Here is a 14,503-nt window from a genome sequence, read left to right on the forward strand (position 1 = left end):
AAACCTCCGCATTTTATAAGGTCTTCTAGCTTTGAATCGGCCGGGGAACTGCCACCGTCCCCCGGCCACGGCCGGGAGAGTTATTGGCCGCTGTCGATGATGGACTGCATCTCGGACTGGGCGTTCGAGAATGCGCCATCGACGTCGTCACCGAAGATTGCTGCGTTGGTGAAGGTCGCCCAAGGTCCGTTGGCGCTGTTGATCAGGTCATTGAACTGCAGCGTGTAGGGTGTCTTGGCCACAGCGATTGCCTTCAGGCCCACCTGCATGCGGGGGTCGAGCCCGGCAAGCACCTGGTCGGCAATATCGCCGCGTGTCGGCAGGCTGCCGTATTTCGCCAGGACTTTCTGGCCGTCCATCGAATAGATGTATTCGAGGAATTCCTTGACCGCATCGATCTTCTTCGTGCCCTTGGTGATGACGAAATTGTCGCCGCCGGCAAAGGACGAAGTCTTGCCGTCGACGCTGGGGATCAATGTCACGCCGAAGTTGATATCCGGATACTTGGTGACCAGCGTACCGATGGCAAAGGCGCCGAGGCTCTGTTGGCCGATCTTGCCGTTGGTGAAGCTCAGGAAGCTCGTACCATTGTCGCTTGCTGCACTTGCCGGAACGAGATCCTTTTTCACCATATCGCGATAGAAGCCGACCGCCTTGCGCATCTGCGGAGTATCGAGCGTCGCGGTCTTGCTATCCTCCGAAAGGATATCGGCACCGGCACCCCAGACGAGTGGCGTGAACGTGAAGATCATGCAGCCGCCACAGCCACCGCCCGAGAAGTAGAAGCCATAGGTATCGTCGCCGAGCTTGCGGATCTTTTCAGCGTTCGCCTCGATTTCCTCCCAGGTCGCGGGCGCCTTTTCGGGGTCAAGACCGGCCTTCTTGTAGAGGTCCTTGTTCCAGGCGAAGACAGAGGTTTCGACTGAAAGCGGCAGGCCGTAGATCTTGTCCTGATAGGTGCCGAGCTTGACATGCGACGGCGACAGCGAATTGAAATAGGGCAGGCTCTTGGCCCAGTCCGTCAGGTCTTCGAGCTGACCTGCCGCGGCAAAGGCCGGTGTGTAGATCAGGTCCATCGACAGGGCATCAGGCGCCTGGCCGCCGGCGATTGCCGTTGCATATTTCTGTACCAGTTCGCCGAAAGGCACTTCGGTGGTGACGACCTTGTTTTCATGGCTTGCGTTATAGGACTCGACGACCTTGTTGAAGGCATCGCCGATACCGGTGCGGACCCACATTTCGATCTTTTCGGCAGCAGAAGCTGTCGAAACCAGGCAGAGTGTGGCAAGGCTGGTTGCCACCAATAGACGCTTCATCATGGTTCTCCTCCCAATAAGGCGCGTCTCCTTCGCGCCGTTGCTATATTCCGAGGGTGTCTCCCCCGCATGACTGCCGCACGACGAGACGGCACGGCAGTTTCCTGATGCCAGGCTCCACCGGACGTCCCTCCGCAAGCGCCAGAACCGTCAATCCGGCCTGCCGCCCCAGTTCCTTCAATTCCATATCGACCGTCGTCAGCGGCGGCCGCGTCTGGCCGGCGACAATCTCCCAATTGTCGAAGCCGACCACCGAAACATCCTGCGGCACCCGAATGCCGCGTTCGCGCAGCGCATCGATGACGCCGCGCGCAATCTGGTCGTTGCCGCAGAAGATGCCGTCGGGCTTTTCGCCGCTGCCGCTCCACAATCTTGCGACGGCTTCGTGGCCCCAGCTTTCCGACCAGGCTCCAAACAGAACCGGCCGCTCCTCTCCCGCAACCTTACGATAGGCATCGGCACGCTCACGTACCGAAAAGAAATTCTCCGGTCCGGTGACATGCACGATCCGCTTGCGCCCGAGCTTTGCCAGCCATTCGATGGCAAGCCGCGCGCCCTGCGCATCATCAGAACTGAACGTCACGGTTCCCGGCGCTCCCTCCGTGAAGGCGTAGACGACGGGCACATTCAAATTCGACAGGTCGATCGGCAGCCGTCTGTCCAGACGCTTTCCTGTGGCGATAATGCCGTCGACCTGTTTGTCGAGCATCGCCTCCACATGAATCTGACCGAGTGCCGGATCCTCCTCGATCGCGCACAGGAAAACCGAAACGCCGTGATCAACGAGAGCATCCGATATGCCGGCCATCACCGGCAGGGTAAAGCGACCATAGGTATCGTTGGTAAGAAGCCCGATCGTGAAGCTGCGCTTGCTGAGCAGGCCTCTCGCCAAAGCGTTGGGTCTGTATCCGATCTCGGCCGCTATGCGCTTGACCCGCTCGCGCGTTTCCAGTCCCATCCGGCCTGTATCGTTGAGTGCCTTCGATGCCGTCGAGATGCTGATTCCAGCTGCCGCCGCGACGTCATGAATGGTAATCCGGCCTCTTTTTTCTCCTGTTGTCTCCAGTAACCCCTCCCATCGAGCTTGCGATGAGAAAAGCTTTTCTCAACAGAATTGTCAAGTGGGAAAAGGTTTGCGCAATTGCTTTGATCTTGAGCGGAGCTGCAGAAGATGGATGTACGATGGCAGATGATGAGCCGGCTTTTGGTCGAAGCCTGGCGCTGCGGGCTTGTTAGTGTGCGAACGCAATCACTTAGAGATAGCCGACGTGGTCGCCGAACGGGACATCTTCATCCAGGTTGCCGCTGCCGATGCGCTCGCTCTCACCGGACAGACGTTCTTCGTCCGGATCAGGGGCCTCGGCATGGGGGTGGGTGGAATGATGGTCCAGATGCCGGCCCGCTGCCGGATCATCATCCGCATCGATACGGTCTTCGTCGCTGTCAGCGGAATGATGCTCGTCTTTTTTTCCACTGCCGGCGGTGATCTTTGCCTGTCGCTCGGCGACCCAGGCATTGTCGGGTTCGGAGCCGATAGAGGTGCTGTGGTTTACGTGTGTGGCCGAGGAGGGTGCGGTGGGCGAGGTGGGCGCAATCTTTTCGACCATTGAAATTCCCTGGCTTATGGCCCGACTGGCAGGCTTGTCTATGATTTCTGTCGCCCAAGCGGGTGCGCGTGGGGATCGATGCTGATCTGGTCGCGACCCCTCATCTTGGCCGCATAGAGCGCCAGGTCGGCCCTGCGATAGATATCATTGGCATAGTCTCCGCTCATGACACAGGCAATGCCTGCGGAAAAACTGTAGCGGAAGCTGAGTTGGTCGGCCAGCGGACGGGACTGTCTGACGGCAACCAGCATGCGATTGACGATTTCTGCCGCTTCCTCGGGAGCCGTGTTCGGAAGAACCAGAACAAATTCCTCGCCGCCCACGCGGCCGAGAATATCGGTCTTGCGCACCATTTTTTGCAGCGTAGCGGCGAAATCCTTGAGAACTGCATCGCCCGCAGTATGGCCGAAACGGTCATTGATATATTTGAAATTGTCGATGTCGAGAACTGCGAGGCAACCGACTTTCTCCGGCTGGTGGCCATAATTGCGCACCAGCTCCTCGAGTTTTGACATCACGAAACGTCTGCTAGGGATGCCTGTCAGCTCGTCGGTCTGGGCGGCCTTGATTGCGCTGTCGCGATCTTGCCGCAGCGTCCTCTGATCGGAGCGGATCGATGTTACGTCGCTCGCAATACAGAGCATCCAGCCATTGGCCTGCATGGTTTCGGTCATCCATAACCAACGGCCGTCATGAAGGTCGGTCTCAAAGGCGCGAAACCCGCTTTTCCCTCGGCGGGCAAGCGTCGACAACAGCCAGCTCTCAAAGTCGGTCGCGGCAATGATCGTTCCGCGGCGGGCGTGAAAGTTGCGCCGCATCAGCTCGGCCCATTGGGGCTGTTCCTCTTCTGCGACAAACCAGGCATCGCGAAACGCGCGATTGGCAAAACGCAGCCGGTCATCCTGGTCGTAGACCGCGACCATGACGCCCGCAACGTCCATCAGCTGCGCCATTTGCAACATTGCTTCCGTGTCAGCCAAGGTCATCATGCCCTCAGAACAGATCATCATCAGCTTGCACTATCCGCCCCGCGTGAAGAAACAGTTAGCCGGTCTGCATATGCGCAGACCGTTCTGACATCATCAACAGTTGCGGTGCAATTCCTGCCAGGCTGCAATTATTCCTCCAAGTGGAATAATACCTTCCGCATTCTGCAGATTAACGGATTCCGGTGAATGGCTATTGTTGGTCCCAGGCCAGCACGGGCTGTTGGCGAATTTGTCAAAACGGAGAACTGAGATGAACAGACTGATCCTTTCGCTGATGCTGGCAACTGTCAGCTTTGCTCCCCTTTCCCAAGCTGTCGCCGCTCCTGCCAAGCAGGCTGCGATCACCCAGCAGGTGCCGGTGACCGTGCACTATCGTTCGGCCAAGATCGATGGCGTCAACATGTTCTATCGTGAAGCCGGTCCGTCCGATGGCCCGGTCGTCCTGCTTCTGCACGGCTTCCCGACATCCTCGCACATGTTCCGCAATCTCATTCCGCTGCTCGCGGATCGCTATCACGTCATCGCGCCTGACTATCCGGGCTTCGGTCAGAGCGATGCACCCGATCACACCAAGTTCGCTTACACTTTCGCCCATTACGCAGACATGGTCGATACGCTCATGAACGAACTCGGCGCCAAGAAGTATGCCATGTATCTCATGGATTATGGCGCACCGGTCGGCTACCGCCTGGCTCTCAAGCATCCGGAACGGGTGACCGGGCTGATCGTCCAGAACGGCAACGCCTATGAAGAAGGCCTGCGAGAGTTCTGGGATCCAATCAAGGCTTACTGGTCCGATGATGCCAAGGAAAAGCGCGAGGCCCTGTCCAATCTTGTAGTCCTCGAGACCACCAAGTTCCAGTACACGGACGGCGTCAAGGACCTCACCCGCATCAGCCCCGACAACTGGGTTCACGATCAGGCCCTGCTCGACCGTCCCGGCAACAAGGATATCCAGCTCGATCTCTTCCACGATTACGGCACGAATGTCCCGCTCTATCCGCAGTTTCAGGCCTTCTTCCGCGAACGCAAGCCGCCGACGCTGATCGTCTGGGGCAAGAACGACAAGATCTTCCCCGAAGACGGCGCACATCCTTATCTGCGTGATCTTCCGGACGCCGAAATGCATCTCCTCGATACCGGCCATTTTGCCCTCGAAGACAAGCTGGATGAAATGGCGCCGCTTATTCACGACTTCCTCGACCGCAAGGTCGCAAAGTAAAACTCGCTTATGCGAGAGCCCGCGCATCCAGAGGTGAATGCGCGGGCCTTTGCTAATTGAAGTGCCTGTTGGACCTCAGTTTTCCCACCGCAAAATCGATGAAGCTGCGTACCTTTGCCGAAGCATACCGGCCTTCCGGATGAACGACGTGGATCGGCAGGGCTTCTTCCTCGTAATCGGACAGGATCGTGCGCAGTTCACCTGCCTCGAGCTGCGGTGCGATCTGATAGGACAGGACGCGCGTCAGGCCCCAGCCGGAGGCCGCCGCCGAGATCGCAGCTTCATTGGTGCTGCAGTAGAGGCGCGGATTGACCCGCACGGTCGACTTCTTCTGCACGCCGAATCGCCATTCGAGCGATGTCCATGCACTGGTCGATGCGATGATGCGATGGCGCGACAGATCGCTCGGGCTCATCGGGACACCGTGCTTTTCAAAATAGATGGGCGACCCGCAGATGACACGCCTCACCTGGCCGACACGTGTTGCGGTGAGGCCCGAGTCCGGCAGATGGCCGATACGGATGGCCACATCGATGCCCTCATCCACCATGCTGACAACCCGGTCGACGAACAGGCCACGACCGATGACATCAGGGTAAAGATCGAGATATTCCGTCATCAGCGGCAGGACGAACATTGTCCCGAACATGGCCGAGGTCGTGACGGTGAGGGTGCCCGTCGGTTTGCCGTAGGCGCCGGCAGCGATGGCTTCCGCCTCCGAGAGATCGGCGAGAAGTCTTTGGCAGTCCGCAAAATACTGGGCACCGGCTTCCGTCAGTTTGACAGATCGGGTCGTGCGCGCCAGGAGGCGTGTCCCAATGACCTCTTCCAGGGCGGACACGATGCGTGTGACTGCCGGCGGGCTCATATGGAGTTGCCGTCCTGCATCTGCAAAGCTCTCGGCCTCCGCAACCTTCACGAAGACCCTCATTGCCTGCCATCGATCCATGCGCCCCACATTCTCGTGAAAATCTCGGTCCCGCAGCAAGCTTTAAACGCTTTTATTCCGATCGCAATCTATCGGTCCCATAGCGTCAAGCCGCTGAACGGCAATCTTTTATCTGGCGGGCGATAGGTCCAGTCTCCTGATGAGGGCGGGCAGTTCCGACGCGATGTCCGGAACGCCGAAAGCCATCAGTTGCCGACTCGCGACCATGCTTGCCTCGTCATCACCGGCTTCGATCGCTAGTGCGCATTTCACGGCGATATCGACAAGCAGGTCGAAGCTGCCTCCGCGTTTTGCAGCATCGATCTCCGCGCCGCTCAACGCCAGATGTTTCGCCTCCGCCTCCAGCAATCGGACGGCGTGGGGATCATGTCTCGCGTTTGCGATGGCCAGTTCGATTTGTACGCGCATGATCGGGGTTATGAGATCTTTACTCACTTCATTCTCCAAAGGCTGCGAATAGCGGTCGTCTCTTCGCTCGCCGTTTCGAGCCTGTCGGCAAAGATGTCGGGTGACGCTTTGGCTGGTGGAGCGATCGCGAGCCGTTGGCCATTCGCAGACGGAACACCGTCGACGCATTGGTACACCTGGCCGCATTGGGCTTGAACAGGGGTTCTGCTGAAGACTTTCTTTCCAATAGCGAAACAATCGGACAAAGCCGCTCCGCTGAGGCTTTTTTTGCAAAAGCGGACCCACACCAAAGAACAGTTCCTGACACGCGGAGGCTCTGCTAACCGTCTTAAAACGCCGACAGAGTGCTATAAACCGAGACAACTGCATCAGCTTCGAGGAACGCCATGCCCCAACCCGTCCTGTTTTCTCCTTTCACCGTGCGCAGTCTTGAACTCGCCAACCGTATCGTGATCGCGCCCATGTGCCAGTACTCGGCCGTCGACGGCTGCATGACGGACTGGCATCTGATCCATCTCGGACAGTTGGCGCTTTCCGGTGCCGCACTTCTGACCATTGAGGCAACCGCTGTCGTTCCCGAAGGACGCATCACCTTTGCCGATGTCGGCCTTTATGATGACGCCTCCGAAGCCGCGATGGCCCGTACGCTCGAAAGCATCAGGAAATGGTCGGACATGCCAATTGCCGTGCAGTTGGCGCATGCCGGCCGCAAAGCCTCGACCGAGGTTCCCTGGAGAGGCGGCGGTCAGTTCGCGCCGACCGATCCGAACGGATGGCAGACCGAGGCACCTTCCGCCGTTGCCTTCAACCCGAACTACGTGCCGCCAACTGCGCTCGATCGCGATGGCATGAAGCGGGTCCGCGATGCCTTTGCCGCTGCCGCACGGCGGGCGGCGAAAATCGGCATTGATGCCGTTCAGATCCATGGCGCTCACGGCTATCTGTTGCACCAGTTCCTGTCGCCCTTGTCGAACCAGCGAACCGACGACTATGGCGGCTCGCTGGAAAACCGCGCCCGCTTTCCGCTGGAGGTTCTCGATGCCGTGAGGGATGCCTTTCCCTCCGATCGGCCGGTGACGATGCGCGTTTCTGCGACCGATTGGGTCCAAGGTGGTCTGGAGATTTCCGAGAGTGTGGAATTTGCCAGGATGCTCGAAGCACGGGGCTGCAACGCCATCCACGTATCGAGCGGCGGCCTGCATCCCTCCCAGGCGATCCCGATCAGCCCGAGCTACCAGGTGCCGCTCGCACGAGCAATCAAAAGTGCCGTCAAAATGCCGGTCATCGCCGTCGGCCTGATCACCGAGCCGACGCAGGCCGAGGCAATCGTGGCGACCGGCGATGCGGACCTCATCGCACTTGCGCGAGCCATCCTCTACGATCCTCGCTGGCCGTGGCATGCAGCCGCCGAGCTCGGCGGGCAGGTCAAGGCAGCCAATCAATATCTCCGCTGTCAGCCGCCGCAACTCAAAAACCTGTTTGCGAAATAGGACCGAGCGCAAATATCCGCGTATCCGCGCGCGGAAAACGCTGTCTGCGTGATCGTTGAGGCGGCTGTTTGACACCATGATTATGATGTACCCTTCCGGCCACATTAGATGGGCGGGAGGGGCTCATGACCGATACGGGCACAGTGATCGTCGGAGCAGGTCCCGCCGGTCTTGCCTGTGCGGCGGCGCTCAGGAAAAACGGCCGCTCCTCGTTAATCCTCGAGAGTGCAGACAATCTGGCTGCCTCGTGGCGAAGGCACTATGATCGGCTGCATCTGCATACCGCCAAGGCCCATTCAGGGCTGCCCGGAATGCCCATGCCGGGAGAGTTTCCAAGATATCCCTCGCGGCTGCAGGTGATCGACTATCTCGAAACCTATGCGCGCGCCAACGATGTCAGGATACGGTTTCGCAAATCGGTCACGCGTATCCGGCGGGAGCAAGGCTGGATCGTCGAGACGATCGATGGAGAAGCCTTCGACGCCCGAACCGTGGTGATCGCGACCGGGCTTTCCAAAGCCCCGATAAGGCCTGTCTGGAAAGGCCAGGAGAGCTTCGCCGGGAAGATCCTGCATTCCTCCGAGTTTGGCAATGCGAGGGCATTTGGCGGGGGCCGGGTGCTTGTCGTCGGCTTTGGCAATTCAGCCGGCGAGATCGCGCTCGAATGCGCTGAGGAGGGTCTTGAGGTCGGCATGTCTGTGCGCGGGCCGGTAAATATCGTCCCGCTCGAAATGTTCGGAATTCCGACTGCGACAATCGCCATTGCGCAACGTTACTTTCCGTACCGGCTGGTCGATGCGGTCAACGCGCCGCTTCTGCGTCTGCGCTACCGCGACATGGAGAGATTGGGGCTGCAAAAATCCACCGATGGTCCTCTGACCAACATGGCGGAGAAAGATCGCACACCCCTGATCGATATTGGAACCATGGCAGAGATCAGGGTCGGGAAGATCAGAATATACAAGGGCATTGAAAGCTCGGATCGTCAGCAATTGCATTTCGCCGATGGCCGATCGGCGGATTTCGACACCATCGTCCTGGCGACTGGTTACCGGCCCTTGCTGGAAGCAATATTGCCGGATTGTTCCGAGAGATTTGATGGCGCCGACAGGCCGAAAAGGGGAGATCTCCAGCCAGGGAGTGACGGTCTTTATTTCTGCGGGTTCAATCCGGCCTCAACAGGTCTTTTGCGTCAAATCGGCATCGAAGCCATCAGCATTGCTAGATCGATAGCGGAGCGATGAACGAAGCTCGGATCGAAATCCCATGAGAGCCAATGTCGGGAATGGCGGCTTCAGTAACGACGCCAAGAGCGAATTCCCATGGTCATCGTGCGGAGATCCCGGATCAATCCGCCGGGGCCGTTTTCGTTGGTGGGTTCGAGGCCGAGCTTCGTCAGCCAGCACCACATGCTGACCCGATGGAACAGCGTATAGAGCCAGAGCGCCCGCTCGATATCGGGATGATCGACAGGGCCATAGCCCTCGAAGATGGGTTTCTGGCTGCGCGGATCTTCATGTGCCGAACAAAAGAGCGCCTTTGCAAGATCGAAGAGCTTGTCCGCTGCCCGCGCATTGCCGAAATCGACAAGCCCACTGAGCTGAAGTCCGCCTGGATCGGTGCGCAGGGCCAGCACATTGCCCTGATGAAAATCGTCGTGGCAGAGGACGGCGCCGCTGCTTTCCCGCAGGAGGTCGAAGCTTCCTTCTGCCAGTTGCTGCAGACGACGCCCAAGATCGGCATCGCCGCCGAAGTCGCGGAACCGCCGGAACACATCCTCGAACGCTGATGTCATATAGTCGGTATTCGTCGGCATCGGCCTGGCGATCCCGTGGCCGAGTACGTAGCCATAGGCCGGCATCGGCATTGCATGGATGTGTCTCAGCAATGCACCCATCTGGCGGTAGGCATTGTCGATATCCGGCTCCGCCACCCACCCGCGTAGCGAGCGGCCGGGCAGCAGCGGCAGCAAGGCATATTGCAGCGGCAAGAGGCTTCGAGACCCGTCGATCTCAAGCCACTTTGGCGCAAGCGGCGTCAGTTCCGTGAACCAGCCGGCCACAAGCTTCTCCTTGGCCGGTCCCCATTCAGGTTCGTCGGGATAGATCTTGAGCACCAGCGGTTCGCAATCAGCGCCGGCGAAGTCGATCCTGTAGACCTCCGTGCTGCCGCCATGCAGGCGGGCAAAGCCGTCGGCGACAAGCCCAGGATCGAGATTTTGGACGATCCGCTGGATGGTTTCCCTATCGAGCTCCAAGGTCGTTCGTCTTTCCGGTGCCATCTGTAGTCCCTGGACGACGCGCGCAGCCATTTTCAAGATGCGAGGCCAGAAGTTGCGTACTGGAAAAAGCCACCCGGATGATCGGTCGGCGCGGAGTGGGCGCAGAATGCTGTGCCCAATACAACCGGTCAATCTCGTTCCGTCGAAATATGCCTTGGCTATGCGAGCTTCTGGAGGCCGGACGTCTCTTGATGAAGGTTTCGATGTCACTGTGGTGGACTGGCGATTATTGAGCCGAATACCCATATAGGCGTCAACGAAGCGCACCTGACGATTCCCGTCCAACTCGCGCATTGGAAAGGAAAGTTCTATGACAACAGAACGTGCAGTACTTGCTGGCGGCTGCTTCTGGGGAATGCAGGACCTTATTCGACGCCTTCCCGGCGTTATTTCAACGCGCGTCGGTTACACCGGTGGCGAAGTCCCCAATGCAACCTATCGCAATCACGGCAACCATGCCGAAGCGATCGAGATCATTTTCGATCCGCAAAAGACGAGCTATCGCGATATCCTGGAATTCTTCTTCCAGATCCATGATCCATCGACCCGCAATCGTCAGGGCAATGACATTGGCGCAAGCTATCGGTCCGCAATTTTCTATGCTGACGAGACCCAGCATCGCATTGCCGAGGACACGATCGCCGATGTGGATGCTTCGGGCCTCTGGCCCGGGAAGGTCGTGACGGAAGTCGTTCCCGTCAGCGATTTCTGGGAAGCCGAGCCGGAACACCAAGACTATCTCGAGCGTATTCCGAATGGCTACACATGCCACTTCGCTCGTCCGGGCTGGAAATTGCCGAAGCGGCAGTCGAACGTCGCTTGAGCGTTGTCGACCGGGAATATTGAACGGATTTGACGAGCGGCGGCCTTCCGGGCCGCCGTTTTGATTCACGAGATCATTTCAATCTGTCCGTATGGCCTCCGCATCATAATCAAACCCTTGTTTGATCATCTCGCTTGGGTGCCTGCCGCCATCGTGATATCCACCGCTTTCGGCGAGGGCGATGCGAGGAAATTGCACGCCCCGCTGGCGCTTTTTCCTGCGCCATTCCACGCTCCAGCGATCATGCATTTTGTCCGCCGACAATGCGGAAAACGTATGTTATCGTTTGCTTGAATAGAAGTGATTGTCGATGTTTTGAAGGCAGGAGCCGCGTATGACTCGCGACACGCCAATCGATAAACAGGGGCGGTCTGCAAGTATCACGACCGGCGATAGCCGCTCTTCTGAAATTCATGGCGAGCGGCGGGTCGTGACTGCGCTTTGCTATGATCTGGTCGGCTCTACAAATCTCTTCAATCTGATGGATCTCGAAGACTACCAGGATCTGCTGGCGGCCTTCCTGCAGGCGGCGCGCCAATCCATCACCGCGCATTCCGGCGTCATCCGGGTCGAAGCCGGGGACGGCGGAGTGGCGCTTTTCCCGATCGAACTCGGATCGAGAGATGCAGCATCGGCTGCTATCCGCGCCGGCCTTGGAATCGTTGAAGCGTGCCAGCGCCTTGCCCGCGATCTCAAACGCGACGACGTGCAAGTGCGTGTGGGGGTCGCCACTTCCGTTGCCCTCATCCGGGAAGCGCAGTTGCAGAACTGGATACACGAGCCCGTCACGGGTGCCGCACTCGCTCTTGCAACACGGCTCGAGGCTGCTGCCCAGCCAAACACCGTCCTGGTTTCGGACGAGACACGAAACCTCGCCGGTCGTTCCCACGCCTTCGTATCGGAGGGTACGCGCCTGTTGAAAGGCTTCTCGGAGCCCGAAAGCGTCTGGAGAGCGATCGGCCACAAACGGGAGGTCGACCGGTTTCACGCCTTCGGAAGGCTGGACGGTACTTTCATTGGCCGTGTCCACGAACTCGAACGGATCGGGCAAGCCTGGACCGCCGCCTCTGAAGGCAAGGGCAGGATCCTTGTCATCACCGGCGAGGCCGGTATCGGGAAGTCGCGGATGCTTCGGCAAGTCAGGCGAATGATCCATGCGGAGCCCGCAAGATCGCTGCTCTTCCAATGCCTGCCGGGAGGCGTTCGCTCGACGCTTCACCCGCTGCTTAACAGTTTCCCCCAGCGCCGATCCGAAACCGCTGACGGCGGACGCCTGACGGTCGATATGGTTGCCGCCCAATTCGCTCGACAGGGTATTCAGGATCCGGACGTCATCGACATTTTTTCTTATCTGCTCGGTGCCGATGGGCGCAATGAAGCTCTCGCAGGCAGTTCCCCCAAAGTGATACAACAGCGCGCACGACAGGCGCTGTCAAAGGCATTGAGCGTCATCTGCGAGGAAACGCCGCTGGTCATTGCCGTCGAGGACATTCACTGGATCGATCCGACTTCCGAGCATCTTCTTCACGAAGTGGCCCGGCTCGTGCCCATGCTGCCTGTGCTGCTGATCGTCACCTGCCGACCCGGTTCTGAGGCCGGCATGTTCGACGCGGACGCCGCGGAACATATTTCCCTCGGCCCGCTCGATCGCGATGAAACACGGCTGGCGATCGCGGCGCGCTGGCCGACGGACCGCCAGGATGCACTACCGCAGCTGTTCGAAGTAACCGAGCGCATATCCGGCGGCGTGCCGCTTTTCATCGAGGAAATATGTCAATGGGCCTCTGAAATAACGTCTAGGGACGCGATGAGCGTGCCCCCAAACACATCCCGCAGCCATGTTTCCGCCTTCGAAGGAATATTGGACTTGCGGCTCGAACACCTGGGTCCGGCCAGAGACGTTGCCCGTGCCGGAGCCGTTGTGGGCGATCGTTTCACCATTCCGCTGCTTCGCGCGTTGCTGCCGGACACGAGCAGGAAATCGCTCGTGCATGCGGCCGAAACGCTTTGCGAGACCGGGTTCTTGACCCGCGTGCGTGCTCATGGCGATGTCGCATATGGCTTTCGCCATGCTCTGATCCAGGAGACCATCTATAACGGCCTGCTTAAGACCCAGCGTCAGCTTCTCCACCGGCGCCTGTTCACGGCAGCAAACAGCAATCGTCCGGTCGTAAATTGGCTGGATGCGGGCGCACTTGCCCAGCACGCAGAGTCCGCAGGCCTCCGGGAGCATGCGATTGCATTGTTCATAAAGGCCGGAAAGGAGCTCGCCAGACGTTCGGCAATGGTCGAAGCGCGCCACCATTTTGAACGCGCCTTGGCGCTGTGTGAGTCCGTTCCCGGCGGTGCCGCCGATGGCTTATACCTCTCGGTGCTGACCGAGCTCGGGCCGCTGCTGACGGCAACGGTCGGTCCCAACTCGGCACCGGCGCGGATCCTTTACGAAAAAGGCGTCGAGGTCGCACGACGCCAGGCCAAGGAGGATCAGCCCAAGTGGTTTCCGGTCTATTGGGGTTGGTGGCTGACCGGGCAGAACTTCATGGAGATGCGCAGCCGTGCCCGTGAAGTTCAGGTCATGCTTTCAGGAATTGCCGATCGCGAGATCGAACTCCAGGTCAATCATTCAATCTGGGCGATCGAGTTCAATGTCGGCAGGCAGGAGGATGCCCAGAAAGCGATAAGGGCGGGGCTTGCGCTTTACGACGATGAGGCGGCCAAGGCGAGCCGCAACGTGTTCGGCGGCCATGACGCGAAGGTCTGTGGTCTCGGACAGTTGGCGCTATCCCTCTGGCTGACCGGCCAAACCGAGGCTTCAAGCAAGGCGCTTGCCGATATGGTCGCCTTTGCGGACAGCATCGCCCATATGCCGAGCAAGGCGCACTCGCTGGATACCGAGGCAGTATCGGCATTCTACCGCAACGACCATGCTCGTCTGATCGAGATTTCCAGCAGGATGGGTGATTTCGCGAAAAAACACGAACTGCAATCCTTATCTGCCCTCGCAATGCTCTTTCGCGGATGGGCGACTGCGCATGTTGAAAATCTGTCCCGCGGTCATGAGATGTTCCGCACGGGTTTGGCGCTCCTGAAGGAGCTTGGGGCCGTCGCGGATCTGCCGATCTATCTCTACATGCATGCGACCATGCTCGGCCATGCGCGCAAGTATCAAGCGGCGATCGATGTCGCCACCGACGCGATCCGTGAGGCGAGGGCGACAGGCCATGGTTACTGGCTAGCCGAACTCCACCGGCGTCGCGCGCTTCTGCTGTCGAGCGCCAAGGCTGAAAAGACGGCTCTCCTGTCCGATCTGAGAATCGCCCTCGCCATCGCGGAAGAGCAGGGCGCGGTTGCCTTGCTGCACCGGACGCAACGGTCCTTGAAGGAGCTCGGCCTTGCTGGCGAGTTCTGACATTTGCCC

Annotated in this window: 12 protein-coding genes; 5 read left to right on the forward strand and 7 right to left on the reverse strand. The window is 59.1% G+C overall.

Annotated features, from left to right (window positions below; translation table 11 throughout):
• Window positions 1-80 precede the first annotated feature (80 nt).
• From FHX06_RS13840 to FHX06_RS13855, 4 genes are all read right to left on the reverse strand, one after another.
• The gene (locus FHX06_RS13840) at window positions 81-1,319 is read right to left on the reverse strand and encodes an ABC transporter substrate-binding protein (protein ID WP_112546200.1); all 1,239 of its coding nucleotides are present in this window, start codon (window positions 1,317-1,319) and stop codon (window positions 81-83) included.
• A gap of 40 nt (window positions 1,320-1,359) precedes the next feature.
• Entirely contained in the window at window positions 1,360-2,382 is a 1,023-nt protein-coding gene (locus FHX06_RS13845) for a LacI family DNA-binding transcriptional regulator (protein ID WP_183879930.1), read from the reverse strand.
• A gap of 187 nt (window positions 2,383-2,569) precedes the next feature.
• Complete coding sequence (locus FHX06_RS13850) at window positions 2,570-2,923, reverse strand: hypothetical protein (RefSeq protein ID WP_049811517.1); 354 nt, start codon at window positions 2,921-2,923, stop codon at window positions 2,570-2,572.
• A 38-nt stretch (window positions 2,924-2,961) separates the two neighbouring features.
• Entirely contained in the window at window positions 2,962-3,930 is a 969-nt protein-coding gene (locus FHX06_RS13855) for a GGDEF domain-containing protein (protein ID WP_409564406.1), read from the reverse strand.
• A gap of 232 nt (window positions 3,931-4,162) precedes the next feature.
• On the opposite strand from FHX06_RS13855, the gene FHX06_RS13860 reads away from it, so the two are divergent.
• Window positions 4,163-5,134, forward strand: a complete 972-nt coding sequence (locus FHX06_RS13860) for an alpha/beta fold hydrolase (RefSeq protein ID WP_183879672.1) — start codon at window positions 4,163-4,165, stop codon at window positions 5,132-5,134.
• 52 nt (window positions 5,135-5,186) lie between these two features.
• Here the strand turns inward: FHX06_RS13860 and FHX06_RS13865 are convergent, their stop codons facing one another.
• Both FHX06_RS13865 and FHX06_RS13870 read right to left on the reverse strand, forming a co-directional pair.
• The gene (locus FHX06_RS13865) at window positions 5,187-6,083 is read right to left on the reverse strand and encodes a LysR family transcriptional regulator (protein ID WP_113014465.1); all 897 of its coding nucleotides are present in this window, start codon (window positions 6,081-6,083) and stop codon (window positions 5,187-5,189) included.
• Between the two features lie 108 nt (window positions 6,084-6,191).
• Complete coding sequence (locus FHX06_RS13870; RefSeq protein ID WP_312866556.1) at window positions 6,192-6,518, reverse strand: hypothetical protein; 327 nt, start codon at window positions 6,516-6,518, stop codon at window positions 6,192-6,194.
• Between the two features lie 359 nt (window positions 6,519-6,877).
• Here FHX06_RS13870 and FHX06_RS13875 point away from each other — a divergent pair, with 359 nt between their 5' ends.
• Window positions 6,878-7,981 carry an NADH:flavin oxidoreductase/NADH oxidase gene (locus tag FHX06_RS13875; protein WP_183879674.1) on the forward strand — a complete coding sequence of 368 codons (1,104 nt, stop codon included), beginning with the start codon at window positions 6,878-6,880 and terminating at the stop codon, window positions 7,979-7,981.
• A 125-nt stretch (window positions 7,982-8,106) separates the two neighbouring features.
• Window positions 8,107-9,225, forward strand: coding sequence for a flavin-containing monooxygenase (locus tag FHX06_RS13880; protein WP_183879676.1), 1,119 nt, complete (start codon window positions 8,107-8,109; stop codon window positions 9,223-9,225).
• Window positions 9,226-9,275: 50 nt separating this feature from the next.
• On the opposite strand, the gene FHX06_RS13885 is transcribed toward FHX06_RS13880, so the two are convergent.
• Complete coding sequence (locus tag FHX06_RS13885; protein ID WP_183879678.1) at window positions 9,276-10,262, reverse strand: phosphotransferase family protein; 987 nt, start codon at window positions 10,260-10,262, stop codon at window positions 9,276-9,278.
• Window positions 10,263-10,572: 310 nt separating this feature from the next.
• On the opposite strand from FHX06_RS13885, the gene msrA reads away from it, so the two are divergent.
• Window positions 10,573-11,085 carry a peptide-methionine (S)-S-oxide reductase MsrA gene (msrA, locus tag FHX06_RS13890; RefSeq protein WP_029868850.1) on the forward strand — a complete coding sequence of 171 codons (513 nt, stop codon included), beginning with the start codon at window positions 10,573-10,575 and terminating at the stop codon, window positions 11,083-11,085.
• A gap of 334 nt (window positions 11,086-11,419) precedes the next feature.
• Window positions 11,420-14,494: an ATP-binding protein gene (locus FHX06_RS13895; protein WP_183879680.1), complete on the forward strand. Its 3,075-nt coding sequence runs from the start codon at window positions 11,420-11,422 to the stop codon at window positions 14,492-14,494.
• Window positions 14,495-14,503 lie beyond the last annotated feature (9 nt).

This window comes from Rhizobium sp. BK512, from assembly GCF_014194915.1.
Classification (GTDB): Bacteria; Pseudomonadota; Alphaproteobacteria; order Rhizobiales; family Rhizobiaceae; genus Rhizobium.

Coding starts and splice junctions, on each gene's coding strand:
- FHX06_RS13840 (WP_112546200.1), bottom strand. CDS start 1,319: ATGATGAAGCGTCTATTGGTGGCAACCAGCCTTGCCACACTCTGCCTG.
- FHX06_RS13850 (WP_049811517.1), bottom strand. CDS start 2,923: ATGGTCGAAAAGATTGCGCCCACCTCGCCCACCGCACCCTCCTCGGCC.
- FHX06_RS13855 (WP_409564406.1), bottom strand. CDS start 3,930: ATGATCTGTTCTGAGGGCATGATGACCTTGGCTGACACGGAAGCAATG.
- FHX06_RS13860 (WP_183879672.1), top strand. CDS start 4,163: ATGAACAGACTGATCCTTTCGCTGATGCTGGCAACTGTCAGCTTTGCT.
- FHX06_RS13865 (WP_113014465.1), bottom strand. CDS start 6,083: ATGGATCGATGGCAGGCAATGAGGGTCTTCGTGAAGGTTGCGGAGGCC.
- FHX06_RS13875 (WP_183879674.1), top strand. CDS start 6,878: ATGCCCCAACCCGTCCTGTTTTCTCCTTTCACCGTGCGCAGTCTTGAA.
- FHX06_RS13880 (WP_183879676.1), top strand. CDS start 8,107: ATGACCGATACGGGCACAGTGATCGTCGGAGCAGGTCCCGCCGGTCTT.
- FHX06_RS13885 (WP_183879678.1), bottom strand. CDS start 10,262: ATGGCACCGGAAAGACGAACGACCTTGGAGCTCGATAGGGAAACCATC.
- msrA (WP_029868850.1), top strand. CDS start 10,573: ATGACAACAGAACGTGCAGTACTTGCTGGCGGCTGCTTCTGGGGAATG.
- FHX06_RS13895 (WP_183879680.1), top strand. CDS start 11,420: ATGACTCGCGACACGCCAATCGATAAACAGGGGCGGTCTGCAAGTATC.